We start from the raw sequence: 24,976 nt of genomic DNA on the forward strand, positions 1-24,976 counted from the left end.
TCAGACGCGACCGTAGGCGAAACCGGTCGCGACTTCCCAGCCCTCGACCTTGTCGATCAGGCGCAGCAGGGGACCGAGCTCGCGGTAGCGCAAGGCCGTGCTGCGGATGTAGTGGATGAAACGAGGCGTATCAGCCAGGTACTGGGGCTTGCCGTCGCGCAGCGTCAGGCGCGCAAAGATGCCGGCCACCTTGAGGTGGCGCTGCAACGCCATCCACTCGACCGCGCGGTAGAAGGCACCGAAATCCTCGCTCCAGCCGTCGAAGTCGAGCAGGCCGGCCTTGCGCGCGCGTTCCCAGTAACGGATCGTGATGTCGAGCACGAAATCCTCCTCCCAGCTCAGGAAGGCGTCGCGCGTCAGGCAGGCGATGTCATAGGTGATCGGACCCCAGACCGCGTCCTGGAAGTCGAGCACGCCGAGGCGGCGCGCCGGATCGGCCGCATCGAAGCCCGCGCGCGGCAGCATCAGGTTGCGCGGCATGAAGTCGCGGTGCACCAGCACCTGGGGTGCGGCCAGGTTGCGCTCGACCACCAGCGCGAAGGTCTTGTCCAGCGTCGCGCGCATCGCGTCGTCGATCGCGATTCCCTTGTGCTGCGCCAGGTACCAGTCGGGGAACAGCTGCAACTCGCGCTGCAGCAGCGCGCTATCGTAGGCCGGCAGCCAGTCCGGGCGCGCGAGGCGCTGCAGGTCCAGCAGGGCCGTGGTCGCATCCTTGAAATAAGGCAAGGCGGCGTCCGGCTGCTGCGGGTCGAGCGCGGTCAGCAGGGTCTGGTCGCCGAGGTCGTCGAGCAGCATGAAGCCGTGCGCCTCGTCCCAGGCCAGCACGGCGGGCACGCGCACGCCAGCCTGGCGCAGCAAGGCGGCGACCTGGACGAAGGGGCGGCAGTTTTCCTGCGTGGGCGGAGCGTCCATGATCACGCACGTGCCGCCGGCAGCCGAATCGATGCGGAAATAGCGGCGAAAGCTCGCGTCGGCCGAGGCCAGGCGCAGGCTGGCGGGCAGCAGGCCGTGCTCGGCGGCCGCCTGGCCCAGCCAGGCCTCGAAGGCGGACTGGCGCTGCGGGTCGGCCCAGGCAATGGAGGACGAGTTGGCGGAAGGGACTTGTGACATGTATAAGCTGAGTCTGGCGCACCACAGGATCTGGCCTGCAGCAGCGACCCGCGGCGCGGGCCTCGTGGATAATTGCCCAGCTATTCTACGAACGGCGCGCCCGCGCCTCACAAAGCCCTCATCAATCCGTGCCCTCCGAGCCCAACACCGACGCCCCGCTGCGACTCCGACTGCGCCCTGTCAGCGCGGCCTTGCGCAGCGTCTTCCTGCTTGCGGCCGGCAGCGCACTGCTGGGCCCGGCAGCTGCGCAGTCCAGTGGCGCCGAGCCCGGGCTGGTCTTGCAGCCGAGCCTGCAATTGCAGGAGCGCCTGAGCGGTGACTCCAGGCAGGCGGGTCCGACCTTCCTGTTCGGCGACCAGATCGAGGGCCAGACCGATGTCCGGACCCGGGTCGAGGGCCATGCCGAACTGCGGCGTCACGAGATGGTGCTCAAGGCCGGGCAGATCGAACACAACGTGGCCGACGACACCGTGCGCGCCAGCGGCGGGGTCCGCATCAACCGGCTCGGCAATGTCTACGAAGGCCCCGAGCTGCAGCTCAAGCTCGACAGCAACGAGGGCTATTTCCTGCAGCCGCGCTTCACGCTGCTCAAGAACGGCGGCCAGGGCGAGGCGAGCCGGCTCGACTTCCTGGGGCCGGACCGCTCGAGTGCCGAGCAGGTGATCTACTCGACCTGCGCCCGTCCGGACTCGGGCCCCTGGGACCCCGACTGGTGGGTGTCGGCCAGCCGGATGGATTTCGACAGCGCGACCGATACCGGGACCGCGCATCAGGGCGTGCTGCACTTCAAGGGTGTGCCGGTGCTGGCGGCGCCCTATCTGCAGTTTCCGCTGTCCGACAAGCGGCGCTCGGGGCTGCTGCCGCCGAGCTTCAACATCGGCACCCAAAGCGGCATCGAGATCTCGCTGCCCTACTACCTCAACCTCGCGCCCGAGCGCGATGCCACGCTGACGCCGACGCTGATGAGCAAGCGCGGCCTCGACCTGGGTGGCGAGTTCCGCTATCTGGAGCGCGACTACAGCGGCGAGTGGCGCGGCGCCTACATGTCGGACGACAAGCTGCGTTCGGCCGATCGCTGGAATGCTTCGCTCCAGCACCGGCAGCGGCTGTACGGGCTGACCGGCGTCGACAACATGGGCCTGCGGCTGAACCTGAACCAGGTCAGCGACGCCAACTACTGGCGCGACTTCCCGCAGTCGAGCAAGGTGCTGACGCAGCGCCTGCTGCCGAGCGAGGCCGTGCTGTCCTGGGGCAGCGGCGACTGGTCGTTCTCGGCCGGCAGCTACAGCTGGCAGACGCTGCAGGACCCGGCGCCGGCCGCCCAGATCCTCGCGCCCTATGACCGCGTGCCCTCGCTGGCGGCCCGGCTGGCACCGGCACCGTTCAGCCTGGCGGGCAACCCGGGCTGGCAAGGCTCGCTGCAGACCGAGCTGACCCAGTTCGCCACCGACCGCAAGGTCCAGATCGGCAACGGCCAGACCGCCACGGTGCTGGACGGCCAGCGGGCCATGGCGGTGGCCCAGCTCGGCAAGACTTGGCAGGCGCCGGGCTGGTTCGTCAAGCCCGGCTTGCAGATGCATCTGCGCCAGTACCAGTTCGACCAGGCGCTCGGCAACGGCCAGTCCAACCAGGGCCTGGCCGTACCGACCCTGAGCCTGGACAGCGGCCTGTTCTTCGAACGCGAGGCGCGCTACTTCGGCCGCGACCTGCTGCAGACGCTCGAACCCAGGCTCTACTACTCGCGCACCCCTTACCGCGAGCAGGGCTATCTGCCGAGCTTCGATACGGCGCCCTACGACTTCAACCTCAGCACCATCTACCTGTCCAACCCCTATGCCGGCAACGACCGCATCGCCGACCTCGATGCGCTGACGCTGGGCGCGACGACCCGCCTGCTCCATCCCGAGAACGGCGCCGAGCTCGTGAGCCTGGGCGTGGCGCAGCGCTACCGTTTCCGCGAGCAGCGCGTCGCGCTGCCGGGGGAAAGCGTGATGTCGGCCGGCCTGACCGATCTGCTGCTGGGCGCGCGCGTGCAATGGACACCGCAATGGTCGCTCGACAGCAGCCTGCAATACAACCCCGAGAGCGGCGACTCGACCCGCAACACGCTGAGCCTGCGCTACATGCCCGGCCCCTACCGGGTGCTGAGCACCGCCTACCGGGTCAAGCAACAGACGGCGGTCGAGAGCAGCCGCCAGCTCGACCTGGGCTGGCAATGGCCGCTGCAGGCGCTGTTCGGCCCGGCGCCGGACAGCGTGGCGGGCCGCGGCCTGGGTCCGAACCAGTGGTACAGCGTCGGCCGCATCAATTACAGCCTGCCCGAGAACAAGATCGTCGATCTGCTGGTCGGCTTGGAATACGATGCCTGCTGCTGGATCGGCCGGGTCGTGCTGGAGCGGCTGCAGAACAGCCAGACGGGCTCCAACCAGCGCATCATGTTCCAGCTCGAGTTCTCCGGTTTCACCCGCATCGGCTCCAGCCCGCTGCAATCCTTGCGCAACAATGTGCCCCGCTATCAATCCCTGCGTGAAGAAATCAATCCGCCCAGCCGGTTCGAGCGTTATGAATAAATCCCTTGTACTGGCCAGCGCGCTGCTGCTGTCCGGCGGCCTGGCCTCGGCACAGGCCCTGAAGCCCTCCAAGGCGAGCTCGCGTCCGGCGGCGGCCGCCGCCAAACCGGCCACGGCCAGCGCTGGCCTACCCGCAACAGCCATGCCGACCACTGCCGCACCCGCCGTGCAAGAACTGCCGGCCAATCATGTCGTGGTCCTGGTCAACTCGGAGCCGGTCACCAGCCACGAGGTGCTGGCGCGGCTGGCCCGCCTGCAGACGCCGGCCGGGACCCAGCTGCCGCCACGCGCCGAACTGCTGCGCCAGCTCACGGAACGGCTGATCCTCGAGCGGGTGCAATTGCAAGCGGCGGCCGAGCTGGGGCTCAAGATCGACGAGGCCGCGCTGGTCCAGGCCGAGGAGAACATCGCGCGCCAGAACGGCCTCAACGTCGAGCAGCTGCGCGCACGCCTCAAGGCCATGGGCGAAGACAGCGAGAGCCTGCGCGCCAACCTGCGCCACGAACTGCTGCTGCAGCGCGTGCGCGAGCGCGAAGTCGACAGCCGGATCAGGATCGGCGAGCAGGAGATCGACGCCTATCTGGCCGAACACCAGAGCGCCGAGCTGGCCGAGCTCAACCTGGCCCAGCTGCTGATCCGGGTGCCCGAGGGCGCCGATGCCGCGACGGTCGAACGCCTGCGTCAGCGCGCCGAGCAACTGGCGCAGCGCGCCCGCTCCGGCGCCGACTTCACGGCACTGGTGCGCGAGTTTTCCGAAGCGCCCGACAAGGCCAACGGCGGTCAGCTCGGCTTGCGCAGCGCCGAGCGCTACCCGACCTTGTTCGTCGACGCCGTGCGCTCGCTGCAGACCGGCCAGATCGCCGAGGTCGTGCGCAGCGGCGCCGGCTTCCATCTGCTCAAGCTGGTCGAGAAGCGTAATGCCGGCCTGGCCGATGCCAGCTACACCCAGACCCGAGCCCGCCATATCCTGCTGCGCCCGGGTGCCCAGCTGAGCCAGGAAGCGGCGATCGCACGCCTGCAGGAGATGCGCCAGCGCATCGGCAACGGATCGGCCCGCTTCGAGGAACTGGCGCGCCAGTACAGCCAGGACAGCTCGGCCAGTGCCGGCGGCGAGCTCGGCTGGGCCAACCCCGGCATGTTCGTGCCCGAGTTCGAGCAGGTCATGAGCCGGCTCGCGCCGGGCCAGCTGTCCGAACCGCTGGTCTCGCGCTTTGGCGTGCACCTGATCCAGGTCCAGGAACGGCGCCAGGTGCCATTGAGCGCGCGCGAGCAGCGCGAATGGGTACGCAACCTGCTGCGTGAACAGAAGGCCGAACAAGCCTACGAGACCTGGGCGCGCGAGCTGCGCGCCCAGGCTTACATTGAATACCGCGAGCCTCCCCAGTGAACGCACCCCACAAGGCGCGCAAGCGCTTCGGCCAGCATTTCCTGTCCGACCAGTCCATCATCGAAGCCATCGTCGACGAGATCGCGCCCAAGCCGGGCCAGTTCGTGGTCGAGATCGGCCCCGGCCTCGCCGCGCTGACCCAGCCGCTGGTCGAACGCCTGGGCCAGCTGACCGTGGTCGAGCTCGACCGCGACCTCGCGGTGCGACTGCGCGCCCATCCGCAGCTGACCGTGATCGAGTCCGACGTGCTGAAGGTCGACTTCCGCGCGCTGGCCGCCAGCCGGCCGGAACCGATGCGGGTGGTCGGCAACCTGCCCTACAACATCTCGACCCCGATCCTGTTCCATCTGCTCGGCGTTGCCGACGTGGTGCAGGACCAGCATTTCATGCTGCAAAAGGAAGTGATCGACCGGATGGTGGGCCGGCCCTGCACCGCCGACTACAGCCGCCTCAGCGTGATGCTGCAGTGGCGCTACGAGATGGCCAATGTGCTGTTCGTGCCGCCCGAGAGCTTCGATCCGCCGCCGCGCGTCGACAGCGCGATCGTGCGCATGGTGCCGCTGGCCAAGCCGCCGCTGCTTGATGCCAAGCTGCTCGAGGAGCTGGTGCAGGTCGCGTTCTCGATGCGGCGCAAGCTGCTGCGCCACAGCCTGGGCCGCTGGCTCGAGGCACGCGGCTTTGCCGGCCAGTTCGACCTGCAGCGCCGCGCCGAGGAGGTGCCGGTGGCCGAGTACGTCGCGCTGGCCCAGGCCTGCGAAGCCGAAGCCGGCCAGACCCGCTGATCCGGACCTCGGCCAGGCCTTTTCGGCCCGCCAGACGCAAGAAAGGCCCGCTGGTGCGGGCCTTTCTGCTGGCCAGGTCGGGTAGCGGACCAGCCGGGACACCAGCCCCTGGCGGCCCGCCAGGACTCAGGCCGCGCTGAGCCAGTAGCCGGCGTTGAACGGGCTGCTCATGCGCAGCGCCTGCGGGCTGACGTCGACCAGCTTGTCGGTCAGGGTCGGCTCGTCGCTGGCGCCGAGTTCGGCGCCCTTGGTCGCGCGCGCCACCGAGAAGCTGTAGAAGCAGCGGAACGGCACCTTGCGGTCGTTCCAGTAGTCGGCGATGTCGCGGAAGATGTCGAGCAGCAGCTCGCGCGCTTCCTTGTCGAACTTCGGGCTGGTCGGGATATGCTCGAGCACGACGATGAAGCCGGTCTGCTGGCCCGACTTGTGCACGACGTCGGTCATGCAGTCGTAGAGGGCATCGAAGTTCTTGCCGAAGGTCGCGGGCAGCGTGTACTGCTGGGCGATCAGGTCGAGCACGTCTTGCTTGTTGGTGGCAGTCGCCAGGTTGGCGTAGAGGAAGTGATGACCGAGTTGCTCGGCTGCCTCCTGCAGGTCCTTGACCGTGAAAGCCCGTATCGATTGAACGATGTTGCTGCGAACATTACGAAGTGGCTGGTCCATCCCCACGTCTCTTTCCAATTCAGTGTTGTCGATGATTCCGCTGTTCACTGCGCGAGCTTGAACAAGCCCAGTGCAGTGACCGGAGGTGTAATTACTGGCTTCAGGCCGTCGGATGGCGATGTCGCGGCACGGCACCCGTTCGGTGCAGGACTCGCGGCGACACCGCGCTTCAATGCGGTATATTTCAATCGGGCTGTCGTGTCACCATGCCCTGCCTGGCGCGGCTCATCTGCTTGCGCAAACCGGACCACCGGACCGGGACCGGATATCCAAGGCTGCCAGGACGGTTTTTCGGACATCCAACCCCTGTCGCGCCAAGCCTAAACGCCTACGACAACCGTGGGGGTTAACCCTGAAATCCAAGGCCGTAAGTGTGCCTGATACCGCCCCAAAAAGCAAGAACCCTGGTGCGGCGCAACATGGCGCCCCACCAGGGTCCGGCGAGCCAGCGAGGGCTCAGGTCGGCTGAACGGCGCGCGAACCGAGATTGGCCTCGGCCACGGTCAACGCGGTCATGTTGACGATGCGGCGCACGGTCGCGCTCGCGGTCAGGATATGCGCCGGCTTGGCCACGCCGAGCAGCATCGGGCCGATCGCAATGCCACCACCGGCTGCCGTCTTGAGCAGGTTGTAGGCGATGTTGGCGGCATCGATGTTGGGGCAGACCAGCAGGTTGGCGTCGCCGGTCAGGCCGCTATCGGGCATGATGGCGGCGCGCGCCTGCGCGTCGAGCGCCACGTCGCCGTGCATCTCGCCGTCGACCTCGAGCCAGGGCGCCTGCTGCTGCAGCAGCGCCAGCGTCTCGCGCATCTTGACCGCCGACGGCTGATCCGAGCTGCCGAAGTTGGAGTGCGACAGCAGCGCGGCCTTGGGCGTGATGCCGAAGCGCTGCATCTTGCGTGCCGCCATCATCGTGATCTCGGCCAGCTGCTCGGCGCTCGGGTCGTAGTTGACATGGGTGTCGACGATGAAGACCGCGCGGCCCGGCAGCATCAGCGCGTTCATGGCGGCATAGCAATGCGCCCCTTCACGCTTGCCGATCACCTGGTCGATGTAGTTCAGGTGCAGCGGATTGGTGCCCCAGGTGCCGCAGATCAGGCCGTCGACATCGCCCTTGCGCAGCAGCATGGCGCCGATCAGCGACAGGCGACGGCGCATCTCGATCTTGGCCAGCTGCTCGGTCACGCCCTTGCGCGCCGTCAGCTGGTGGTAGGTCTGCCAGAAATCGCGGTAGCGGTCATCCTGCTCGACGTTGACGACGTCATAGTCCAGGCCTTCGCGCAGGCGCAGGCCGAACTTCTCGACCCGCTGCTCGATGATGGCCGGACGACCGATCAGGGTCGGGCGCGCCAGGCCCTCGTCGACCACCACCTGGCAGGCGCGCAGCACGCGCTCTTCCTCGCCCTCGGCGTAGGCGATGCGCTTGTGCAGCGCCTGCTTGGCGATCGCATAGACCGGCTTCATCATGGTGCCCGACGCGAACACGAAGCTCTGCAGCTTGTCGCGGTAGGCATCCATGTCCTGCACCGGGCGCAGCGCGACACCGCTGTCGACCGCCGCCTGGGCCACGGCCGGCGCGATCTTCATCATCAGGCGCGGGTCGAACGGCTTCGGGATCAGGTATTCGGGGCCGAAGGCCAGCGTCTCGCCCGAGTAGGCGGCTGCCACCACATCGCTCTGCTCGGCCTGGGCCAGCTCGGCAATCGCACGCACCGCGGCCACTTCCATCTCGTCGGTGATGGTCGAGGCGCCGGCATCGAGCGCACCACGGAAGATGTAGGGGAAGCACAGGACGTTGTTGACCTGGTTCGGGTAGTCGGTGCGGCCGGTCGCCATGATGGCGTCGTCACGCACCGCCTTGACTTCCTCGGGCAGGATCTCGGGGTTCGGGTTGGCGAGCGCGAAGATCAGCGGGCGCTCGGCCATGCTGGCGACCATGTCGGGCTTGAGCACGCCGCCAGCCGACAGGCCGAGGAAGATGTCGGCGCCGGCAATCACCTCGCGCAGCGTGCGCGCATCGGTCGGCTGCGCGTACTGCTCCTTGTCGGCATCCATCAGCTCGGTGCGGCCCTGGTAGACCACGCCGGCCAGGTCGGTGACGTAGATGTTCTCGCGCGGCAGGCCGAGCTTGACCATCAGGCCCAGGCAGGCCAGCGCGGCAGCGCCGGCACCCGAGGTCACGAGCTTGACGCTCTTGATGTCCTTGCCGACCACCTTGATGCCGTTGAGCAACGCGGCGCCGACCACGATCGCCGTGCCGTGCTGGTCGTCGTGGAAGACCGGGATCTTCATGCGCTCCTTGAGCTTCTTCTCGATGTAGAAGCACTCGGGCGCCTTGATGTCCTCAAGGTTGATGCCACCGAAGGTCGGTTCCAGCGCAGCGATGATCTCGATCAGCTTGTCCGGGTCCTTCTCGTTGATCTCGATGTCGAACACGTCGATGCCGGCGAACTTCTTGAACAGCACGCCCTTGCCCTCCATCACCGGCTTGGCGGCCAGCGGGCCGATGTCGCCCAGGCCGAGCACTGCCGTGCCGTTGGTGATGACACCGACCAGGTTGCCGCGGCTGGTGTACTTGAAAGCGTTGTTGGGGTCGGCGACGATTTCCTCGCAGGGCGCCGCGACGCCGGGCGAATAGGCCAGCGCCAGATCGCGCTGGTTGGTCAGCTGCTTGGTGGCAGCGATCGCTACCTTGCCCGGGGTCGGGAACTCGTGATATTCAAGGGCGGCGCGACGCAGTTCGGCGCGCTTGTCTTCCTGTTGCGGCATGGCAGTCTTCTCCATCAGGTGAAAGAAGCCGCCACATGGTGCAGCGGGCTTCGTCGCGCATTATTGCAGGGCTGGAGAGCCCTGCGGCTGAGTGGGTACCTGTGGCTTGCCACAGGCCGAGCCTGACCAGCGGTCCGGCAGGACCGGGGCGGCAGCCCCTTACCAGCGGCCGGATGAGCCGCCGCCGCCGAAATTGCCGCCGCCGCCCGAGGAAAAACCTCCACCGCCATCGCTGTCACGGGAGCTACTGCCGGAAGAGAAACCACCTCCCGATCCGCCGCCCCAGCCACCGCCAGACCCGGAGCCACCGCCACCGCCACCGCCACCGCGCGGCAAGCGTGCCATCAGCAAGCCCATGAGGCCTGCCACCAGGGCCGCCGCCAGCGCAATGAAGATCGAGCCGGTGAAGGACCAGGCGATCCCGCCCACGATGCCGGTCGCGGCCAGGCTGCCCAGGGTCCGGCCCAGGATGCCGCGCAGCACGCGGGAGATCACGGGCGCGGCGAAACCGATGAAGATCAGCAGCTCCTCCCAGTTGACACCCTGCCCGGCCGCCGCCTGGGCCTGGGGCAAGGGCAATTCCTCGCCCTTGAGCCGGGCCAGGATCTGGTCCACGCCGGCATCGAGCCCGGCATGGAAGTCACCCTGCTTGAAGCGCGGCGTGATCGCGCCGTCGATGATGCGGTGTGCGATCAGGTCGGGGATCGCGCCCTCGACCGCCTTGGCGGTCGCGATGCGCAGCGTCCGGTCATCCTTGGCCACCACCAGCAGCACGCCGTCGCCGACCGCCTGGCGACCGATCTTCCAGGCATCGCCCAGGCGCTGGGTGTAGTCGGCGATGTCCTCGGGCGCCGTCGTGCGTACCAGCAGCACCACGACCTGGCTGCCGCGCTCGCGCTCGAAGGCGGCCAGCTTGTCCTCCAGCGCCCGGCGCTGCGAGTCGGTCAGGGTGGCGGTCTGGTCGATCACGCGCGCGCTCAGCGGCGGAATCGGCTGCAGCGACTGTGCCAGGCCGGCCAGCGGGCAGGCCAGCAGGCCGCACAGCAGCCAGAGCCAGATCCCGCGCAGGGCCGGCGTCATCATTTGGCTCCGAAGTCGACCTTGGGCGGCGCGCTGATCGCGGCCTCGTCGGCGACGGTGAAGCCCGCCTTGGGCCGGTAGCTGAAGACCATCGCGGTCAGGTTGCTCGGGAAGCTGCGCGCGAGCACGTTGTACTCCTGCACTGACTGGATGTAGCGGTTGCGCGCGACCGTGATGCGGTTTTCGGTGCCTTCGAGCTGCACCCGCAGGTCACCGAAGGCCTGGTTAGCCTTCAGGGTGGGATATTGCTCGGACACCACGAGCAGGCGGCTCAGTGCGCTGCCGAGCTGGCCCTGTGCGGCCTGGAAGCGCTGCATCGCCTGCGGGTCCTCGAGCATCTGCGGCGTGAGCTGGATCGAGCTGGCCTTGGCGCGCGCCTCGATCACGCGCGTCAGCGTCTCCTGCTCGAAGTTCGCCTCGCCCTTGACGGTGGCGACCAGGTTCGGCACCAGGTCGGCGCGGCGCTGGTACTGGTTGAGCACCTCGGACCAGGCCGAGCTGGTCTGCTCGTCGAGGCGCTGGAAGTCGTTGTAGCCGCAGCCGGTCAGCGCGGCAGTCAGGATCAGGGCCATGCCCCAGCGCAAGATCTTCATTCTCATCCCCCTGGCAGGGCCAGCCGGTCGGATCGGCTGGCAACCGATCCAGTGTACCGAATAGCAAGGCCGCTGTGCCAGGCTGTCCGGCCCCGGTCAGGTCCCGACCGACAGGTAGGAGGATTCCTTGATCTCCTCCATCACCACATAGCTGTGCGACTGCGCCGGCACCGGAATCTTCTTCAGGATGCTGCCGAGCAGATCACGATAGTCCGACATGGCGTGCAGGCGCGCCTTGACCAGGTAGTCGAAGCTGCCGGACACCAGGTGGCACTCCATCACCTCGGGCAGATACAGCATCTCGCGCCGCACCGCCTCGAACACCTCGCCCGACTTGGAGGTCAGCGTGATTTCGACGAACACCAGCAGGGTCCGGCCGATGGCCTGGGGATTGACGCGCGCGTGGTAGCCGGTGATGACGCCCTGGCGTTCGAGCCGGCGCACCCGCTCGGCGCAGGGCGAGGTCGACAGGCCGATCTGCTCGCCGAGTTCGGTCATGGTGATGCGCCCGTTGCGTTGCAGGGCATCGAGGATTTTCCGGTCCAGGCGGTCGAGTTCGGGCATTTCACTGTCAAGGCGGGGATGACGGCCGCATCGGCCGTGAAAACTGCTGGTAATCCATGGAAATTCAGCAAGGTTTGCTGCACAAGATCCATAGACTTGCTGTTTATAGCGCAATGACAGAGGGGTTCGCATGAAAGTCTTGGTTCTCGGCAGTGGCGTCATCGGCGTCAGCACGGCGTATTACCTGGCCCGCGGCGGCGCCGAAGTGGTCGTGCTCGACCGGCAGGCGGGGCCGGCGCTGGAAACCAGCTTCGCCAATGCGGGCCAGGTGTCGCCCGGTTATTCGACGCCCTGGGCCGCGCCAGGAATTCCGCTCAAGGCGCTGAAATGGCTGCTGCAACGCCATGCCCCGCTGGCCGTGCGGCCCGACGGCAGCCTGTACCAGTGGCGCTGGATGGCAGCCATGCTGCGCAACTGCACGCCCGAACGCTACCGCGTCAACAAGGAACGCATGATGCGCGTGGCCGAATACAGCCGCGACTGCCTGCGCCAGTTGCGCGCCGACACCGGCATCGAGTACGAGCAGCGCCTGGGCGGCACGCTGCAGCTGTTCCGGACCCAAGCCCAGCTCGACGCCGCGGCGCGCGACATCGCCGTGCTGGAGGAATGCGGCGTGGCCTACGAACTGCTGGACCGCGACGGCGTGGTGCGCGCCGAGCCCGGCCTGGCGCAGGCGCGCGAGCGGCTGGTCGGCGGCCTGCGGCTGCCGAACGACGAAACCGGCGACTGTCACCGCTTCACGCTGGCGCTGGCCGAACAGGCGCGCGCGCTGGGGGTGCAGTTTCGCTTCGGCGCAGCCATCGAGTCCCTCCGCAGCGAAGGCGGACAGATCACGGGCGTGCAGCTCGGCGGGCCGGAGCGCGAGCTGTTGCGCGCCGACCGCTATGTGCTGGCGCTGGGCAGCTATTCGCGCGAGCTGCTGGCACCGCTCGGGCTGGACCTCCCGGTCTATCCGGTCAAGGGCTATTCGCTCACGATGCCCCTGCTCGACCCGGCGCTGGCGCCGCAATCCACCGTGCTCGACGAAAGCTACAAGATCGCGCTGACCCGCTTCGATGACCGCCTGCGCGTCGGTGGCATGGCCGAACTGGGCGGCTTCGACCTGCGGCTGAATCCGCGCCGACGCGAGACGCTCGAAATGGTGACGCGCGACCTGTTCCCGGGCGGCGACCTGGCGCGCGCGGAGTTCTGGACCGGCCTGCGTCCGATGACGCCGGACGGCACACCGCTGATCGGCGCCACCCGCTACCACCAGCTCTACCTCAACACCGGTCATGGCACGCTGGGCTGGACCATGGCGGCGGGCTCGGGCCAGCTGCTGGCCGATCTGATCCAGGGTCGCTGCCCCGCCATCAGCACCGAGGGACTGGCGCTCGACCGCTATCAACCCAGCCCCGGCACGGGCCTGGGACAGGCCAGAGGCACCAGCGTCAGCCATGGCTAGCCACCAGCCCCCGCACAACGTGTAGTGGTGAGGCCTCAGCCCGCGCCACGCCGGGCCCAGGCCCGTTCGTGGAAGAAATAGACGCCGGCCTGGACCGAGGGTTCGAGCAGGCTCAAGGTCAGTGCCGCCCACAAGTCCCCGGTCACGGCGTAGGCCACGCCAGCGGCCACCAGGATATGCGTCAGGTAATAGCTGCCGGTCTTCATGAGGGTGAGCCGGTGCTGCTGAGCGAAATGTCTGATCGGGGCCATGATGCAACTCCTGCTTGCCTTCGGTCCGTCAATGATAGCGATTCTCATTCATTGAATGAATCAAGATTCGTTATAGGATTGATAGCGACTATCGATGCCCTTCTACAATCAGGGCTTCCTCCAGCTGTTGCACCAAGACCATGAAATTCCTGCGTTTCTCCGACATTTGCGCCAGCGGCCAGGCCGCCGGCAAGCGCGTCTTCATCCGCGCCGACCTCAACGTGCCGCAAGACGATGACGGCAACATCACCGAGGACACCCGCATCCGCGCCTCGCTGCCGGCGATCCAGCTCGCGCTCGACGCCGGCGCGGCCGTGATGGTGACTTCGCACCTGGGCCGCCCGACCGAGGGCGAGTTCAAGCCCGAGGACAGCCTGGCCCCGGTCGCCCAGCGCCTGGGTGAGCTGCTGGGACGCGAGGTGCCGCTGGTCTCCAACTGGGTCGACGGCGGCTTCGAGGTCGCGCCGGGCCAGCTGGTGCTGCTGGAGAATTGCCGCCTCAACGTCGGCGAGAAGAAGAACAAGCCCGAGTTGGCGGCCAAGCTCGGCCGGCTGTGCGACATCTTCGTGCACGATGCCTTCGGCACCGCACACCGCGCCGAGGGCACGACCTACGGCATCGCCGAGACGGCGCCGATCGCCTGCGCCGGCCCGCTGCTGGCAGCCGAGATGGATGCGCTGACCCAGGCCCTGCTGGAACCCAAGCGCCCGCTGGTGGCGATCGTCGGCGGCTCCAAGGTCTCGACCAAGCTCAGCATCCTCAAGACGCTGGCGTCCAAGGTCGACCAGTTGATCGTCGGCGGCGGCATCGCCAACACCTTCCTGCTGGCCGCCGGCAAGCGCATCGGCGACTCGCTGGCCGAGCCCGAGATGGTGCGCGAGGCGCAGCAGGTGATGGACATCATGAAGGAACGCGGCGCCGAAGTACCGCTGCCGGTCGACGTAGTGGTGGCCGACGAGGTGTCGGCATTGGCGCGCGCCAACCGGATTCCGGTCGAGGAAGTGGGCCCGCACGACCGCATCCTGGACGTCGGCCCCAAGACCTCGGCCAAGCTGGCCGAGATCATCGCCCATGCCGGCACCATCGTCTGGAACGGCCCGGTCGGCGTGTTCGAATACCCGCAGTTCGCGGGCGGCACCAAGATGATGGCGTCGGCGATCGCGCACTCGGAGGCGTTCTCGATCGCTGGCGGCGGCGACACGCTGGCCGCGATCGCCAAGTACCACATCACCGACGATGTCGGCTACATCAGCACCGGCGGCGGTGCCTTCCTCGAAGTGCTGGAAGGCCGGACCCTGCCGGCGTTCGAGGTGCTGGCCAAGCGCGCCTGAGCCTGAACGGGCGCGGCCGGTAACCCGGCCTTCCCCAGCAAGAGCCGGCTGCGCGCCGGCTTTCTTGCGTCTGCGAAGCGGGCCCCTGATCCGGCACGCAACCCTGGCAACAGGGCAAAAAAAACCCCGGTCTACAGGACCGGGGTACAAGAAGCCTTTTTGCTGTCACACATCAGGCACCCGCTCAGGGAGGAAAAGCGGGAGGCTGTCGCAAGACAACCTGAGACAAATTATAAATATTGCTTCGCGATTGTCAATATATCTGACACAAAAATTATTTCAGGAATATTTATGTCAGATATAGCCATCAAGGCCAGTGCGGCTGCACCGCGATGCCGAGTGCCAGCAGGCGCTTGCGACAGGCCAGTACCGCCTTGTCCTTGCTCAGCAAGGTGGCGCCATGCTGCAGCGCGAGGTCGATGAAGCCCTGGTCGTCCGGATCGGTGCAGCGCACTGGCGCCCGCGGTGCGACCGGGGCCCATTCGACCCGGCGCTCGAACTCGGCCAGCACCGTCAAGGGATCACGCGCCATCGCCTGCAGGCGCTTGACGACGGCCGGATAGCCAAGCACGCGCGCGAACTCGTCGCGCATCGGCGGCGTCGCGAGCCAGCGCCAGGCGCCCGACTCGAGCGCGGCGCGCACCGGCTGCGCGCGCGGGTCGTCGAACACCCAGAGGTCGAGCAGCCAGTTGGTGTCGATGACGAAGACCGGCAAGCCGCTCATCAGGCCGCCGGATCAGGGCTGGCCGCTGGTGCTGCGACAGCCGGGTGGCGCGCCGAGCCGGCCAGCAGGTCGAAGCGGAACAGGCGGCATTCGATCGGGCCGTTCCACATCGGCACCCGGCGCGATTCCTTGAAGCGCATCTTGCCCGGCAGCTTGAGGTCGGGCGTCAGCAGCCAGGCGCTCCAGCCGGCGTAATGCTTCTTCCAGTGCGAGGCGAGCTGGGCGAAGAAGTCGTTGTTCTCCAGGCCGTCGGCGGTCTGCGCGGTCTCGCGCCCGCGCAGCGTGGTCTCGACCGGGGCACCGGCGCTGAAGACGCGCGCGCCGCCACGACCGGCCGCGCGGCTCTCGGCGCGTTGACCGGCGACGCCGGCAGCTGCGATGCGCTCGCCGTAAGGCGGGTTCAGCAGCAATACGCCCGGGCTGGTGGTCGGCGGCATGCGCTGCAGCGCGTCGCCGCCGCGCAGCTCGAGCGCCTGCATGACGCCGGCACGCTCGGCGTTGCGACGCGCGAAGTCGACCATGCGGAAGGCGATGTCGCTGCCGAAGATGAAGGGCTGGGCCGGCAGCGGGAGCTCGGCGTCCTGCGCCTCCTGCTTGAGCGCCTGCCAGACATGGGGCTGGAACGGCAGCAGCTTCTCGAAGCCGAAGCGGCGCTGTCGGCCGGGCGCGATATTGAGCGCCATCTGCGCGGCCTCGATCAGCACCGTGCCGCTGCCGCAGCAGGGGTCGTAGAGCGGCACCGGCTGGCCGTCGGGACCCGGCTCACCGGTCCAGCCGGTGGCCGCGATCATGGCGGCGGCCAGCGTTTCCTTCAGCGGCGCATCGCCCTTGTCCTCGCGCCAGCCGCGCTTGAACAGCGGCTCGCCCGAGGTGTCGATGTAGACCGTGCAGGCGTCATGGGTCAGGTGGGTGAAGATGCGCACGTCGGGACGCAGCGTGTCGACGCTCGGGCGCTCGCCGCGCTTGTCGCGCAGGCGGTCGCAGATCGCGTCCTTGACCCGCAGCCCGGCAAAGTTCAGGCTCTGCAGCGGGCTGTGCTGGGCCGTGACCTCGACCTTGATGGTCTGGCGCGGCGAGAACCAGATCTCCCAGGCTACCTCGCTCGCGATGTCGTAGACGTCATGTTCGTTGCGGTAGGGCTGGTAGGCCAACCGCACCAGCACGCGCTGGCTCAGGCGGCTGTGCAGGTTGAGCTTCATCGCGTCGCGCCAGCTGCCGGGCAGCTCGACGCCGCCGCGCGAGGCCAGCATGCTGGCTTGCGGCAGGCCGGTGATACGCTCGATCTCGGCGGCCAGATAGCCCTCGACGCCGGCGGCGCAAGGCAGGAACAGGGTCAAAGCATTCATGGCGGGTTCCGGTGAACGATGGGAGACAGGGGTCGGGTCTTGCCCGGGCCGGGGAGTGTAAGCGCAAGCGCCGGCTCAGAGCGCCTTGCGCAGATGGGTCGGCGCGATTCGCAGCGCCTCGCGGTACTTGGCGACGGTGCGGCGCGCGCACTCGATGCCCTGCGCCTTGAGCTGGTCGGCGATCTGGCTGTCGCTGAGCGGCTTCTTCGGGTCCTCGGCCGCGACCAGCTGCTTGATCAGCGCGCGCACCGCCGTGCTCGAGGCGTTGATGCCGGTCTCGGTGCCGAGGCCGGAGCCGAAGAAATACTTCAGCTCGTAGGTGCCGAACGGCGTCGCCATGTACTTGGCGCTGGTGACCCGGCTGATGGTCGATTCGTGCAGGCCGAGCTCGTCGGCGATCTCGCGCAGCACCAGCGGGCGCATCGCGAGCTCACCCTGCTGGAAGAAGCGGCGCTGGCGCTCGACGATCGCGCTCGAGACGCGCAGGATGGTGTCGAAGCGCTGCTGGATGTTCTTGATGAACCAGCGCGCTTCCTGCAGCCGCTGCTGCATGCCCTGCACCGCCTCGCCCTTGTGCCCGCGCAGCGCGCTGGCATAGACCTCCTGCACGCGCAGGCGCGGCATCACCTCGGGGTTGAGCCGGACCAGGAAGCCCTGCTCGGTGGCGCTCACGAGCACGTCGGGAATGACGATGTTGCGCTGCACATCGGCAAAGCGCCGACCGGGCTTGGGCTCGAGCCGCGTGATCAGGGCCAGTGCCTCGCGCACCAGCAGGTCGTCGAGGCCGCATTGCGCGACCAGGCGCTTGACGTCGCGCTTGGCCATCAGCTCGAGCGGCTGCTCGCAGATTGCCAGCGCCGCGCGCGCGGCCGGACTGTTGCGCAGTTCGAGGATCTGCAGCTTCAGGCATTCGGCCAGGTCGCGCGCGCCGACGCCAGCTGGCTCCATGTGCTGCAGCCAGTGCAGCGCGGTGCTCAACAGCAGCAGCAAGGCCTCCTGGCGCTCGAAGCGCAGGTCCTCGGGCCAGGGCTGGCGGCGCACCATTTCCTCCTGCGTCAGCAGGGCTTCGGCCAGCTCGGGCAGCGGATCGGCCAGGTAGCCGTCCTCGTCGAGCGACTCGATCAGGAAGTAGAGCGCGGCGCGCTCCTCCTCGTTGAGCCGCAGCGACAGCGACTGCTGGTGCAGGTGGGCGGACAGGGAGACATGCTCGCTGGCGAGGTCGATGGCGCTGGCGCCCTCCTCGTCGCCACCCGAACCCTGGCGGGCCGGCGCCTCGCCGCCCCACTCGCCATCGTCGGGACTGATCTCGACCGTGCCGTCGCCGTCCCAGCCCGCCTCGAGCACGCCGGCCTCTTCGCCGCCCTCGACGCCGGATTCGGCGGCCGGGCCGGCTTCGGGCTCGGTCACCGCGCTCGAACTCGTGCCGGGCGGTGCCGATGGCAAGTCCGCCGTCTCGCTGACCTGGTCGCCCAGGCTGACGGGCGCATCGGACTGCTCGAGGCCATGCGCCTCGCGCTCGGCCTGTTCGGCCTCGGCATCGAGTTCGAGGAAGGGGTTTTCGTCGAGCATCTGCTCGACTTCCTGCGCCATCTCGAGCGTGGACAGCTGCAACAGGCGGATCGACTGCTGCAGCTGCGGCGTCAGCGACAACTGCTGCGAATTGCGCAGCGACAGCCCGGGTTTCATGCTCATCGCGGTATCACATCCGGAAATGTTCGCCGAGATAGACCCGGCGCACATCGGCGTTCTGGATGATCTCGGAGGGCGTGCCCTGGGCCAGCACCCGGCCTTCGCTGATGATGCAGGCGTGGTCGCAGATGCCCAGCGTCTCGCGCACGTTGTGGTCGGTGATCAGCACGCCGATGCCGCGCGCGGTCAGGAAGCCAATGATGCGCTGGATCTCGATCACCGCGATCGGGTCGACACCGGCAAACGGCTCGTCGAGCAGGATGAAGCGCGGATTGGTCGCCAGCGCGCGCGCGACCTCGACCCGGCGTCGCTCGCCGCCCGACAGCGCGGGCGCGGGCGTGGCGCGCAGGTGCTCGATATGCAGTTCCTGCAGCAGGGCCTCGAGCCGGCGCTCGATCTCGGCCTGGCTCAAGGCCTTGCCGGCCGGATCGACCTGGAGCTCGAGCACGGCGCGGATGTTGTCCTCGACGCTGAGCTTGCGAAAGATCGAGGCCTCCTGCGGCAGGTAGCCGAGTCCGAGCCGGGCCCGGCGATGCATCGGCAGGCTCTCGATCGACTGGCCGTCGAGCAGGATCTGGCCGGCGTCGACCCGCACCAGGCCGACGATCATGTAGAAGGAGGTGGTCTTGCCAGCGCCGTTGGGGCCGAGCAGGCCGACCACCTCGCCGCATTCGACCGACAGCGACACGTCCTTGACCACCATGCGGCTGCCGTAGGATTTCTGCAGGCCGCGCACCTCGAGCCGGCTGTTGCAGGCGGTGCTCAAGGCTGGACTCCGAGTCCGGTGCTGGGCTGCAGGTCAACTGGCTTGGCCGCAGCAGGCTCGGTGCGCGAACGCGGTGCCAGCGTCGCGCGCACCCGGCCCGAAGGATTGGCCGGCGAGGCGCTGGCCGCGCCGCCATCGACCCGGAACACCTCGGTCCGGTTGTCATAGACGATCACGGCGCCGGAGGTCTCGTCGCTCAGCACCTGGCCCCGGTAGCGGCGCAATACCGCCTGGCCGCTGAACTTGACCTGGTCGGCGCGGCTGTCGTATTCGATCCGTTGCGCCTGACCCTCGATGTATTCGTTCACGCCCTCGCGCTTCTGGCGGAAGCTGGCGATCTGGTCAGGCCCTGCGAGCACGGTGCCGAACTGGTAACCCTGCGGGTCCTGCCTGACCTCGACCCGGGCGCCGCGGATCTGGATCGAGCCCTTGGTGATCACGACCCGGCCGGTGAAGATGCTGGTCTGGCTCGCGTCGTCATAGCGCAGCGCGTCGGCCTCGGCGTTCATGGCCTGCTCACGGTCGGCCCGTTCGGCCATGACCGCAGGCGTCCAGCAGGCACAGACCAGCGCCAGCAGGGCGGTCAGCGAAAAGCGTAGTGGTGTGGTCTGGGGCATGGTCTGGGGCGGCACGGAACTTGCATTGATTGTAGCGACAGGCCGCGTCGCAGTCACGAAATCCAGGCCGGTCCCGGGATCTGGACGAAAAAAAGCCTGCACGGTGGCAGGCTTGGCTTGACGGTGCGGGTCGGCTCAGCCCTTGCGGGCTTCGGTGATCAGCGCATTGACGATCGGCAGCGTGCGCTCGGCCTGGCCGGGCACCAGGAAGCGGCCCGCGATGCCGACTGCCGGCGTGCCCTCGACCTGGTACAGGTCGGCCAGCTGGCTGGCGCGCTTGACCTTGCCGGCGACGCCGAACGACTGGTAGGCCGCCAGGAACTTGACGCGATCGACGCCGGCCTTGGCCACCCAGTCGGCCATGGCCTCGGGCTTGTTGCCAGCCGGGCGCACCGAATTGGTAAAGAACAGCGCGAACAGCTTGTCATGCGCGGCCTCGAGCTGGCCCATCGCCTCGAGCGCGTAATAGACGCGCTGCAGCGGCTCGGAGAACACCGGCACGCGCTTGAAGCTCACATGGGCCGGCTTCTGCTGCAGCCAGGCCTTGACCTGGGGCTCGAACTGGAAGCAGTGGATGCAGCCGTAGGAGAAGAACTCCAGCACCTCGACCTGGCCGGCCGCGGCATCGACGGCCACGGGCTGCTTGAGGCGCTGGTAATCCTTGCCTTCCTTGAAGCCGGACTGGGCCTGGACTGGCAAGCTCAGCAAGCCGCCAGCGGCCAGTGCGGTGCCAGCCAGCAGGCTGTGATTGAAGACTCGACGTTGCATGAAAAACTCCTGATCCGGTGTGGGTTCAGCGCTGGCTGCGCACCAGCGCCGCTTCGACGCCCTGGGCCACCAGGCGCTCCTGCGCCCGGTCGGCTTCATCCTTGCTGCGATAGGGGCCGAGGCGCAGGCGGTAGACCAGGCGTCCGGCCTGCTCGCGCTCGCTGACCTTGAAGTCGAAGCCCAGCATCGCGAGCTTGGCGCGCTGGGTCTCGGCTTCCTCGGGGCCGCGGAAGGCGCCAGCCTGGACGAAATAGATGAAGGACTCGGGCTTGGGCGCACTCGCGTCGGCGCGCGAATCGATCAGCTCGCCCAGCGGGTCCTTGGCCACGGGCTTGGCCGCAGGAACAGGCTTGCTGTCGGGCGAGGCGGAAGCCGGCACAGTGGCAGGCGCCGGGCTCGCCTTGACCGCTTCAGCGGGTGGCGTTGCCGGTGCCGGGACCGTGCTGCTTTCATCGACCGGCTTGGGCAGCGGCACGGTCTTGCTGGCCAGGCCCGCGTTCGGATTCCAGTCGCGGTTGCGCATCTGCTCCTGCGCATCCTGGTCGGGCTTGGGCTGCAGGCCGCGGTCGACCAGCGGGATCGGCACCTTGGTCACGTAGACCGCGACCGCCAAGGCAGCCCCGAGGCCGACCAGCAGACCCAGGATGAATCCGAGCAGGGTTCCCCCCCTGTGCTTTTTAATAGGCATTTACATCTTCTGTGGCGCGCTGACACCGAGCACGGCCAGGCCATTGTGCAACACCTGCGCCGTTGCTGCCACCAGGGCCAGACGGGCCAGCTTGACCGCCTCGTCATCGACCAGGATGCGCTCGGCGTCATAGTAGCTGTGGTAGCTAGAGGCCAGCTCGCGCAGGTAGAAGGTCACGTCATGCGGCGCGAAATCCTGCGCGGCGGCGCTCAGCATCTCGGGGTACTTGGCCAGCTGCAGCATCAGCGCCTGGGCCTGCGGGCCCTGCAGCGGCGACAGATCGACACCCGCGAGGGTCGCGACATCGCCGCCCCAGGCCGCCAGCACCGAGCAGATGCGCGCATGGGCGTATTGCACGTAGAACACCGGGTTGTCGTTGTTCTGCTGGATCGCCAGGTCGACATCGAAGGTGTATTCGGTGTCGGGTTTGCGGCTCAGCAGGAAGAAGCGCACCGCGTCCTTGCTGGTCCATTCGATCAGGTCGCGCAGCGTGACATAGCTGCCGGCACGCTTGGAGATCTTGACCTCCTCGCCGCCCTTGACCACGCGCACCATGGTGTGCAGCACATAGTCGGGATAGCCCTCGGGGATGCCGACATTGGCCGCCTGCAGGCCGGCGCGCACGCGCGCGATGGTGCCGTGGTGGTCGGTGCCCTGGATGTTGATGACTTTGCCGAAGCCGCGCTCGAACTTGGTGATGTGGTAGGCGACGTCGGGCACGAAGTAGGTGTAGCCGCCGTCGGACTTGCGCATCACGCGGTCCTTGTCGTCGCCGTAGTCGGTCGAGCGCAGCCAGAGCGCGCCGTCCTGCTCGTAGGTCTTGCCGGCCTCGATCAGCTTGTTGACCGCCTGCTCGACCCGGCCGCTGGTATAGAGGCTGGACTCCAGGTAGTAGTGATCGAACTTGACCTGGAACGCCTGCAGGTCGAGATCCTGCTCGTGGCGCAGGTAGGCGACCGCGAACTGGCGGATGCCGTCGAGGTCGTCGACATCGCCGCTGGCGGTGAACTCGCGGTCGTCGGCCTTGACCGTCTTCCTGGCCAGGAAGTCGTCAGCGATGTCCTGGATGTAGTCGCCGTTGTAGGCGGCATCCGGCCATTCGGCATCGCCGGGCTTGAAGCCCTTGGCGCGCAGCTGGGTGCTGTTGGCCAGGGTCTGGATCTGTACGCCAGCGTCGTTGTAATAGAACTCGCGGTGCACGTTCCAGCCCTGGGTCTGGAACAGGTTGCAGATCGCGTCGCCGAGCGCGGCCTGGCGGCCGTGTCCCACATGCAGCGGACCGGTCGGGTTGGCCGAGACGAACTCGACCAGCACGCGCTGCTCCTTGGCCGGTTGCTGGCCGAAGCAGGCACCGGCTTCGAGCACTTCGCGCACGATCTGCTGCTTGGCGGCGGCTTTCAGCTTGACGTTGAGGAAGCCGGGACCGGCGATCTCGAGCGCGTCCACCCACTGGGCGTAGGCCGGGGTCGCCAGCAGCGCGTCGACCAGCTGCTGCGCGAGCTGGCGCGGATTCGACTTGAGCGCCTTGGCCAGCTGCATCGCAGCGGTGCAGGCGTAGTCGCCATGCGCGGCCACTTTCGGGTTTTCAAAAGCGGCTTTCGCGCCGGCGCCGGGGGAGAGTTTTTCCAGCTCGGCAGCCAGGGCGGCGAGCAGTTCGTTTTTGACGGTGAGCATGGAGCTGGATTCTACGATCGAGGCCATGCCTGAGGCGCCAGTCGGTTGCAGAGATGGCGAATCATCCCCTATGCCGGCAATGAAGTCTCGATCGGTTCGAGCTGTTCACTGGCGGCCTGCTTGACCGCCAGCGTCAGGGCTTGCGCCGATGGCGCTTCGCGCAGCCAATGCTGCCAGTAGAGCACCACATCGACGGTGGCCTCCGGCAGCACGTCGACCAGCGGCGGGCGACCGACCGGCCGCCGCGCGAGTTCATGCTCGGGCACCATGCCCCAGCCCAGGCCGAGCTCGAGCGCGGCCATGAAGGCATCGGTGGCCGGCACGAAATGGCGCGGGTAGGCCGCCTGGCGCAGGCCGAAATGGCGCTCGAGAAAGATGTCCTGCAGCCCGTCCTTGCGGTTGAAGATCACCGCCGGCAAGGCCAGCAGGCGATGCGGCGAGACGGCGGCCCCTGCCATGCGGCATTGCTGGACCAGCTCGGGCAAGGCGACACAGCGGTAGCGCATCACGCCCAGCGGCTCGGCGACGCAGCCGTGCAGCGGCCTGGCCAGCGTCGTCACGCAGCCACTGACCGCGCCGCTCCTGAGCGCGTCATGGGTGTGATCCTGGTCATCGACCACGATGTCGAGCAGCAGGCGCTGGCGCCGCAGCAAGGGCGCGACACCCGGCAGGAACCAGGCAGCGACCGAATCGGCATTGACCGCCACGCTGAGGCGCTGCCAGTCCTGGCCGGCAACGGGCAGGTGGCCGGGCAGGCTGGCGAGCAGGTCGGCCTCCATCAGCTGCAACTGGCGCGCGTGCGCCAGCAGGGCCTGGCCGGCGACGGTGGCACGCAGGCGCTTGCCGCGCACCAGCAGGCGCTGGCCGAGTGTCTCCTCGAGCGCCTTGACACGCAGCGAGACCGCCGCCAGCGTCAGGTGCAGCTGGCTGGCGGCGGTGCCGAAGCTGCCGTGTTCGAGCACGGCGACCAGCGCCTCGAGTTGGCGGACATCGAGCATCATTCAAGTTTTCCTTGAGTAAATCCAGATTTATTTAACCGAGTTTAAATGCCTGCAACAAACGGCACACTGAGCGGGATCGCGCCCCACCTTGCACGGCGCCCACGGAGTTCCTGTCATGTCGATCGCCCTGCCCTCCCTCCTGTCGCCGGCCTTCAGCGCCGGCCTGGCACTGAGCCTGTCGCTGATCATGGCGATCGGGCCGCAGAACGCGCATGTGGTGCGCATGGGCCTGCGGCGCCAGCACCTCTGGCTGACCGTCGCGACCAGCATGCTGGCCGACTTCGTGCTGATCGCGCTGGGCGTGCTCGGGCTAGCCGAACTCGGCGGATTGAGCGACAAGCTGCAAGGCGCACTGGTCGGTGCCGGCGTGCTGTTCCTGCTGGTCTATGGCTGGCAGGCGGGCCAGCGCTGCTGGCGCCCGACGGCGGGCCAGCCACTGGCGACCGGAGCTCATGCCGACCAGCCGATGACGCGGCGCCAGGCCGTGCTGACGGCGCTGGGCTTTTCCTGGCTCAACCCCCATGCCTGGCTCGACACCGCGGTGCTGATCGGAACCGCCTCGCTGGCCTGGGGCCAGCCCGGCAACCAGCTGTTCGGCGCTGGCGCGCTGACGGGCTCGCTGCTCTGGTTCACGCTGCTGGGCGCAGCCACCTTCTGGCTCGGGCGCCGGCTCGGCTCGCCCCTGCTCTGGCGTGCCATCGACGGACTGGTGGCACTGACGATGTGGGGCACGGCGGCCTGGCTGGTCAGCGGCCTGGCCTGAGGCTGGCGCGACCACTGTCAGCCAGGAGCGCTAACATAGTCAGATCCTGACTCAAGGCCAGACCGGCCCCCACCCGCCATGAAAATCGCCATCGCCGGTACCGGCTACGTCGGCCTCTCGAATGCCGTGCTGCTGGCCCAGCAGAACGAGGTCGTCGCACTCGACATCATCCCGTCCAAGGTCGAGCAGCTCAATGCGCGCCAGTCGACCATCGATGATGCCGACATCGAGCAGTACCTGGCGACCAAGCCGCTGAACCTGCGCGCCACGCTCGACAAGCGCGAGGCCTACGAGGGCGCCGACTACGTCATCATCGCGACCCCGACCGACTACGACCCGGCGACCAACTACTTCAACACCGGTTCGGTCGAGGCCGTGATCCGCGACGTGATCGCA

At 67.9% G+C, this 24,976-nt stretch carries 22 protein-coding genes and 1 pseudogene; 7 read left to right on the plus strand and 16 right to left on the minus strand.

All coding sequences use genetic code 11. From position 1 onward, the window contains the following. Positions 1-1,110: an aminoglycoside phosphotransferase family protein gene (locus tag C6P61_RS04205; protein WP_105728670.1), complete on the minus strand. Its 1,110-nt coding sequence runs from the start codon at positions 1,108-1,110 to the stop codon at positions 1-3. Between the two features lie 128 nt (positions 1,111-1,238). Here C6P61_RS04205 and C6P61_RS04210 point away from each other — a divergent pair, with 128 nt between their 5' ends. From C6P61_RS04210 to rsmA, 3 genes are read left to right on the plus strand one after another with little or no spacing between them, the layout of a single operon-like run. Further along, positions 1,239-3,680, plus strand: a complete 2,442-nt coding sequence (locus C6P61_RS04210) for an LPS-assembly protein LptD (RefSeq protein ID WP_105728671.1) — start codon at positions 1,239-1,241, stop codon at positions 3,678-3,680. Then, positions 3,673-5,067, plus strand: coding sequence for a peptidylprolyl isomerase (locus C6P61_RS04215; RefSeq protein ID WP_105728672.1), 1,395 nt, complete (start codon positions 3,673-3,675; stop codon positions 5,065-5,067). Before C6P61_RS04210 ends, C6P61_RS04215 begins: the two co-directional genes overlap by 8 nt. Further along, positions 5,064-5,849, plus strand: coding sequence for a 16S rRNA (adenine(1518)-N(6)/adenine(1519)-N(6))-dimethyltransferase RsmA (gene rsmA / locus C6P61_RS04220; RefSeq protein ID WP_105728673.1), 786 nt, complete (start codon positions 5,064-5,066; stop codon positions 5,847-5,849). The genes C6P61_RS04215 and rsmA overlap by 4 nt, the downstream gene beginning before the upstream one ends. Positions 5,850-6,116: 267 nt before the next feature. Here rsmA and C6P61_RS04225 read toward each other — a convergent pair. The 5 genes and pseudogenes from C6P61_RS04225 to C6P61_RS04245 form a co-directional block, all read right to left on the minus strand. Beyond that, positions 6,117-6,512: pseudogene (locus C6P61_RS04225) on the minus strand (barstar family protein); the annotation flags it as partial. A gap of 456 nt (positions 6,513-6,968) precedes the next feature. Further along, positions 6,969-9,281, minus strand: a complete 2,313-nt coding sequence (locus C6P61_RS04230; protein ID WP_105728701.1) for an NADP-dependent malic enzyme — start codon at positions 9,279-9,281, stop codon at positions 6,969-6,971. 159 nt (positions 9,282-9,440) lie between these two features. After that, positions 9,441-10,361: a TPM domain-containing protein gene (locus C6P61_RS04235; protein WP_105728702.1), complete on the minus strand. Its 921-nt coding sequence runs from the start codon at positions 10,359-10,361 to the stop codon at positions 9,441-9,443. Then, positions 10,361-10,954: a LemA family protein gene (locus tag C6P61_RS04240; RefSeq protein ID WP_371417025.1), complete on the minus strand. Its 594-nt coding sequence runs from the start codon at positions 10,952-10,954 to the stop codon at positions 10,361-10,363. The genes C6P61_RS04235 and C6P61_RS04240 overlap by 1 nt, the downstream gene beginning before the upstream one ends. A gap of 96 nt (positions 10,955-11,050) precedes the next feature. Beyond that, a complete protein-coding gene (locus C6P61_RS04245) occupies positions 11,051-11,518 on the minus strand; it encodes a winged helix-turn-helix transcriptional regulator (RefSeq protein ID WP_105728676.1) in 468 nt (155 codons plus the stop codon). A gap of 130 nt (positions 11,519-11,648) precedes the next feature. Here C6P61_RS04245 and C6P61_RS04250 point away from each other — a divergent pair, with 130 nt between their 5' ends. Continuing rightward, positions 11,649-12,962 carry a D-amino acid dehydrogenase gene (locus tag C6P61_RS04250; RefSeq protein WP_105728677.1) on the plus strand — a complete coding sequence of 438 codons (1,314 nt, stop codon included), beginning with the start codon at positions 11,649-11,651 and terminating at the stop codon, positions 12,960-12,962. A 35-nt stretch (positions 12,963-12,997) separates the two neighbouring features. Here the strand turns inward: C6P61_RS04250 and C6P61_RS04255 are convergent, their stop codons facing one another. Continuing rightward, positions 12,998-13,213, minus strand: coding sequence for a DUF2061 domain-containing protein (locus C6P61_RS04255; RefSeq protein ID WP_105728678.1), 216 nt, complete (start codon positions 13,211-13,213; stop codon positions 12,998-13,000). 140 nt (positions 13,214-13,353) lie between these two features. On the opposite strand from C6P61_RS04255, the gene C6P61_RS04260 reads away from it, so the two are divergent. Then, on the plus strand, positions 13,354-14,544 hold the full coding sequence (locus C6P61_RS04260) for a phosphoglycerate kinase (RefSeq protein WP_105728679.1): 1,191 nt from the start codon (positions 13,354-13,356) through the stop codon (positions 14,542-14,544). A gap of 307 nt (positions 14,545-14,851) precedes the next feature. Here the strand turns inward: C6P61_RS04260 and C6P61_RS04265 are convergent, their stop codons facing one another. The 9 genes from C6P61_RS04265 to argP form a co-directional block, all read right to left on the minus strand. Further along, positions 14,852-15,268: a PIN domain-containing protein gene (locus tag C6P61_RS04265; RefSeq protein WP_105728680.1), complete on the minus strand. Its 417-nt coding sequence runs from the start codon at positions 15,266-15,268 to the stop codon at positions 14,852-14,854. Beyond that, complete coding sequence (locus tag C6P61_RS04270) at positions 15,268-16,614, minus strand: THUMP domain-containing class I SAM-dependent RNA methyltransferase (RefSeq protein WP_105728681.1); 1,347 nt, start codon at positions 16,612-16,614, stop codon at positions 15,268-15,270. Before C6P61_RS04270 ends, C6P61_RS04265 begins: the two co-directional genes overlap by 1 nt. Before the next feature lie 75 nt (positions 16,615-16,689). After that, on the minus strand, positions 16,690-18,300 hold the full coding sequence (gene rpoN / locus C6P61_RS04275; RefSeq protein ID WP_105728703.1) for an RNA polymerase factor sigma-54: 1,611 nt from the start codon (positions 18,298-18,300) through the stop codon (positions 16,690-16,692). A 13-nt stretch (positions 18,301-18,313) separates the two neighbouring features. Beyond that, positions 18,314-19,069, minus strand: a complete 756-nt coding sequence (lptB, locus tag C6P61_RS04280) for an LPS export ABC transporter ATP-binding protein (protein WP_272918722.1) — start codon at positions 19,067-19,069, stop codon at positions 18,314-18,316. Continuing rightward, positions 19,066-19,686: a lipopolysaccharide transport periplasmic protein LptA gene (gene lptA, locus C6P61_RS04285; RefSeq protein WP_105728682.1), complete on the minus strand. Its 621-nt coding sequence runs from the start codon at positions 19,684-19,686 to the stop codon at positions 19,066-19,068. The genes lptB and lptA overlap by 4 nt, the downstream gene beginning before the upstream one ends. Positions 19,687-19,821: 135 nt before the next feature. Further along, positions 19,822-20,454 carry a thiol:disulfide interchange protein DsbA/DsbL gene (locus C6P61_RS04290; protein ID WP_105728683.1) on the minus strand — a complete coding sequence of 211 codons (633 nt, stop codon included), beginning with the start codon at positions 20,452-20,454 and terminating at the stop codon, positions 19,822-19,824. Positions 20,455-20,479: 25 nt separating this feature from the next. Next, positions 20,480-21,142 carry an SPOR domain-containing protein gene (locus C6P61_RS04295; RefSeq protein WP_105728684.1) on the minus strand — a complete coding sequence of 221 codons (663 nt, stop codon included), beginning with the start codon at positions 21,140-21,142 and terminating at the stop codon, positions 20,480-20,482. Then, entirely contained in the window at positions 21,143-22,816 is a 1,674-nt protein-coding gene (argS, locus tag C6P61_RS04300; RefSeq protein WP_105728705.1) for an arginine--tRNA ligase, read from the minus strand. It lies immediately after the preceding gene. A gap of 68 nt (positions 22,817-22,884) precedes the next feature. Next, positions 22,885-23,814, minus strand: coding sequence for an HTH-type transcriptional regulator ArgP (gene argP, locus C6P61_RS04305; protein WP_105728706.1), 930 nt, complete (start codon positions 23,812-23,814; stop codon positions 22,885-22,887). 118 nt (positions 23,815-23,932) lie between these two features. On the opposite strand from argP, the gene C6P61_RS04310 reads away from it, so the two are divergent. Both C6P61_RS04310 and C6P61_RS04315 read left to right on the plus strand, forming a co-directional pair. Beyond that, the gene (locus C6P61_RS04310) at positions 23,933-24,580 is read left to right on the plus strand and encodes a LysE/ArgO family amino acid transporter (RefSeq protein ID WP_105728685.1); all 648 of its coding nucleotides are present in this window, start codon (positions 23,933-23,935) and stop codon (positions 24,578-24,580) included. Between the two features lie 78 nt (positions 24,581-24,658). Then, positions 24,659-24,976, plus strand: a 318-nt coding sequence (locus C6P61_RS04315; protein WP_280524112.1) for a 2-dehydropantoate 2-reductase N-terminal domain-containing protein, incomplete at its 3' end; no start/stop codon positions are given.

The organism is Malikia spinosa (assembly GCF_002980625.1).
GTDB lineage: Bacteria > Pseudomonadota > Gammaproteobacteria > Burkholderiales > Burkholderiaceae_C > Malikia > Malikia spinosa.

What these genes read in the sequence shown, in the direction of transcription:
- C6P61_RS04205 (WP_105728670.1), bottom strand. Translation starts at nt 1,110, where the DNA reads ATGTCACAAGTCCCTTCCGCCAACTCGTCCTCCATTGCCTGGGCCGAC.
- C6P61_RS04215 (WP_105728672.1), top strand. Translation starts at nt 3,673, where the DNA reads ATGAATAAATCCCTTGTACTGGCCAGCGCGCTGCTGCTGTCCGGCGGC.
- C6P61_RS04230 (WP_105728701.1), bottom strand. Translation starts at nt 9,281, where the DNA reads ATGCCGCAACAGGAAGACAAGCGCGCCGAACTGCGTCGCGCCGCCCTT.
- C6P61_RS04235 (WP_105728702.1), bottom strand. Translation starts at nt 10,361, where the DNA reads ATGACGCCGGCCCTGCGCGGGATCTGGCTCTGGCTGCTGTGCGGCCTG.
- C6P61_RS04240 (WP_371417025.1), bottom strand. Translation starts at nt 10,954, where the DNA reads ATGAAGATCTTGCGCTGGGGCATGGCCCTGATCCTGACTGCCGCGCTG.
- C6P61_RS04245 (WP_105728676.1), bottom strand. Translation starts at nt 11,518, where the DNA reads ATGCCCGAACTCGACCGCCTGGACCGGAAAATCCTCGATGCCCTGCAA.
- C6P61_RS04250 (WP_105728677.1), top strand. Translation starts at nt 11,649, where the DNA reads ATGAAAGTCTTGGTTCTCGGCAGTGGCGTCATCGGCGTCAGCACGGCG.
- C6P61_RS04255 (WP_105728678.1), bottom strand. Translation starts at nt 13,213, where the DNA reads ATGGCCCCGATCAGACATTTCGCTCAGCAGCACCGGCTCACCCTCATG.
- C6P61_RS04260 (WP_105728679.1), top strand. Translation starts at nt 13,354, where the DNA reads ATGAAATTCCTGCGTTTCTCCGACATTTGCGCCAGCGGCCAGGCCGCC.
- C6P61_RS04265 (WP_105728680.1), bottom strand. Translation starts at nt 15,268, where the DNA reads ATGAGCGGCTTGCCGGTCTTCGTCATCGACACCAACTGGCTGCTCGAC.
- C6P61_RS04270 (WP_105728681.1), bottom strand. Translation starts at nt 16,614, where the DNA reads ATGAATGCTTTGACCCTGTTCCTGCCTTGCGCCGCCGGCGTCGAGGGC.
- rpoN (WP_105728703.1), bottom strand. Translation starts at nt 18,300, where the DNA reads ATGAAACCCGGGCTGTCGCTGCGCAATTCGCAGCAGTTGTCGCTGACG.
- lptA (WP_105728682.1), bottom strand. Translation starts at nt 19,686, where the DNA reads ATGCCCCAGACCACACCACTACGCTTTTCGCTGACCGCCCTGCTGGCG.
- C6P61_RS04290 (WP_105728683.1), bottom strand. Translation starts at nt 20,454, where the DNA reads ATGCAACGTCGAGTCTTCAATCACAGCCTGCTGGCTGGCACCGCACTG.
- C6P61_RS04295 (WP_105728684.1), bottom strand. Translation starts at nt 21,142, where the DNA reads ATGCCTATTAAAAAGCACAGGGGGGGAACCCTGCTCGGATTCATCCTG.
- argS (WP_105728705.1), bottom strand. Translation starts at nt 22,816, where the DNA reads ATGCTCACCGTCAAAAACGAACTGCTCGCCGCCCTGGCTGCCGAGCTG.
- argP (WP_105728706.1), bottom strand. Translation starts at nt 23,814, where the DNA reads ATGCTCGATGTCCGCCAACTCGAGGCGCTGGTCGCCGTGCTCGAACAC.
- C6P61_RS04310 (WP_105728685.1), top strand. Translation starts at nt 23,933, where the DNA reads ATGTCGATCGCCCTGCCCTCCCTCCTGTCGCCGGCCTTCAGCGCCGGC.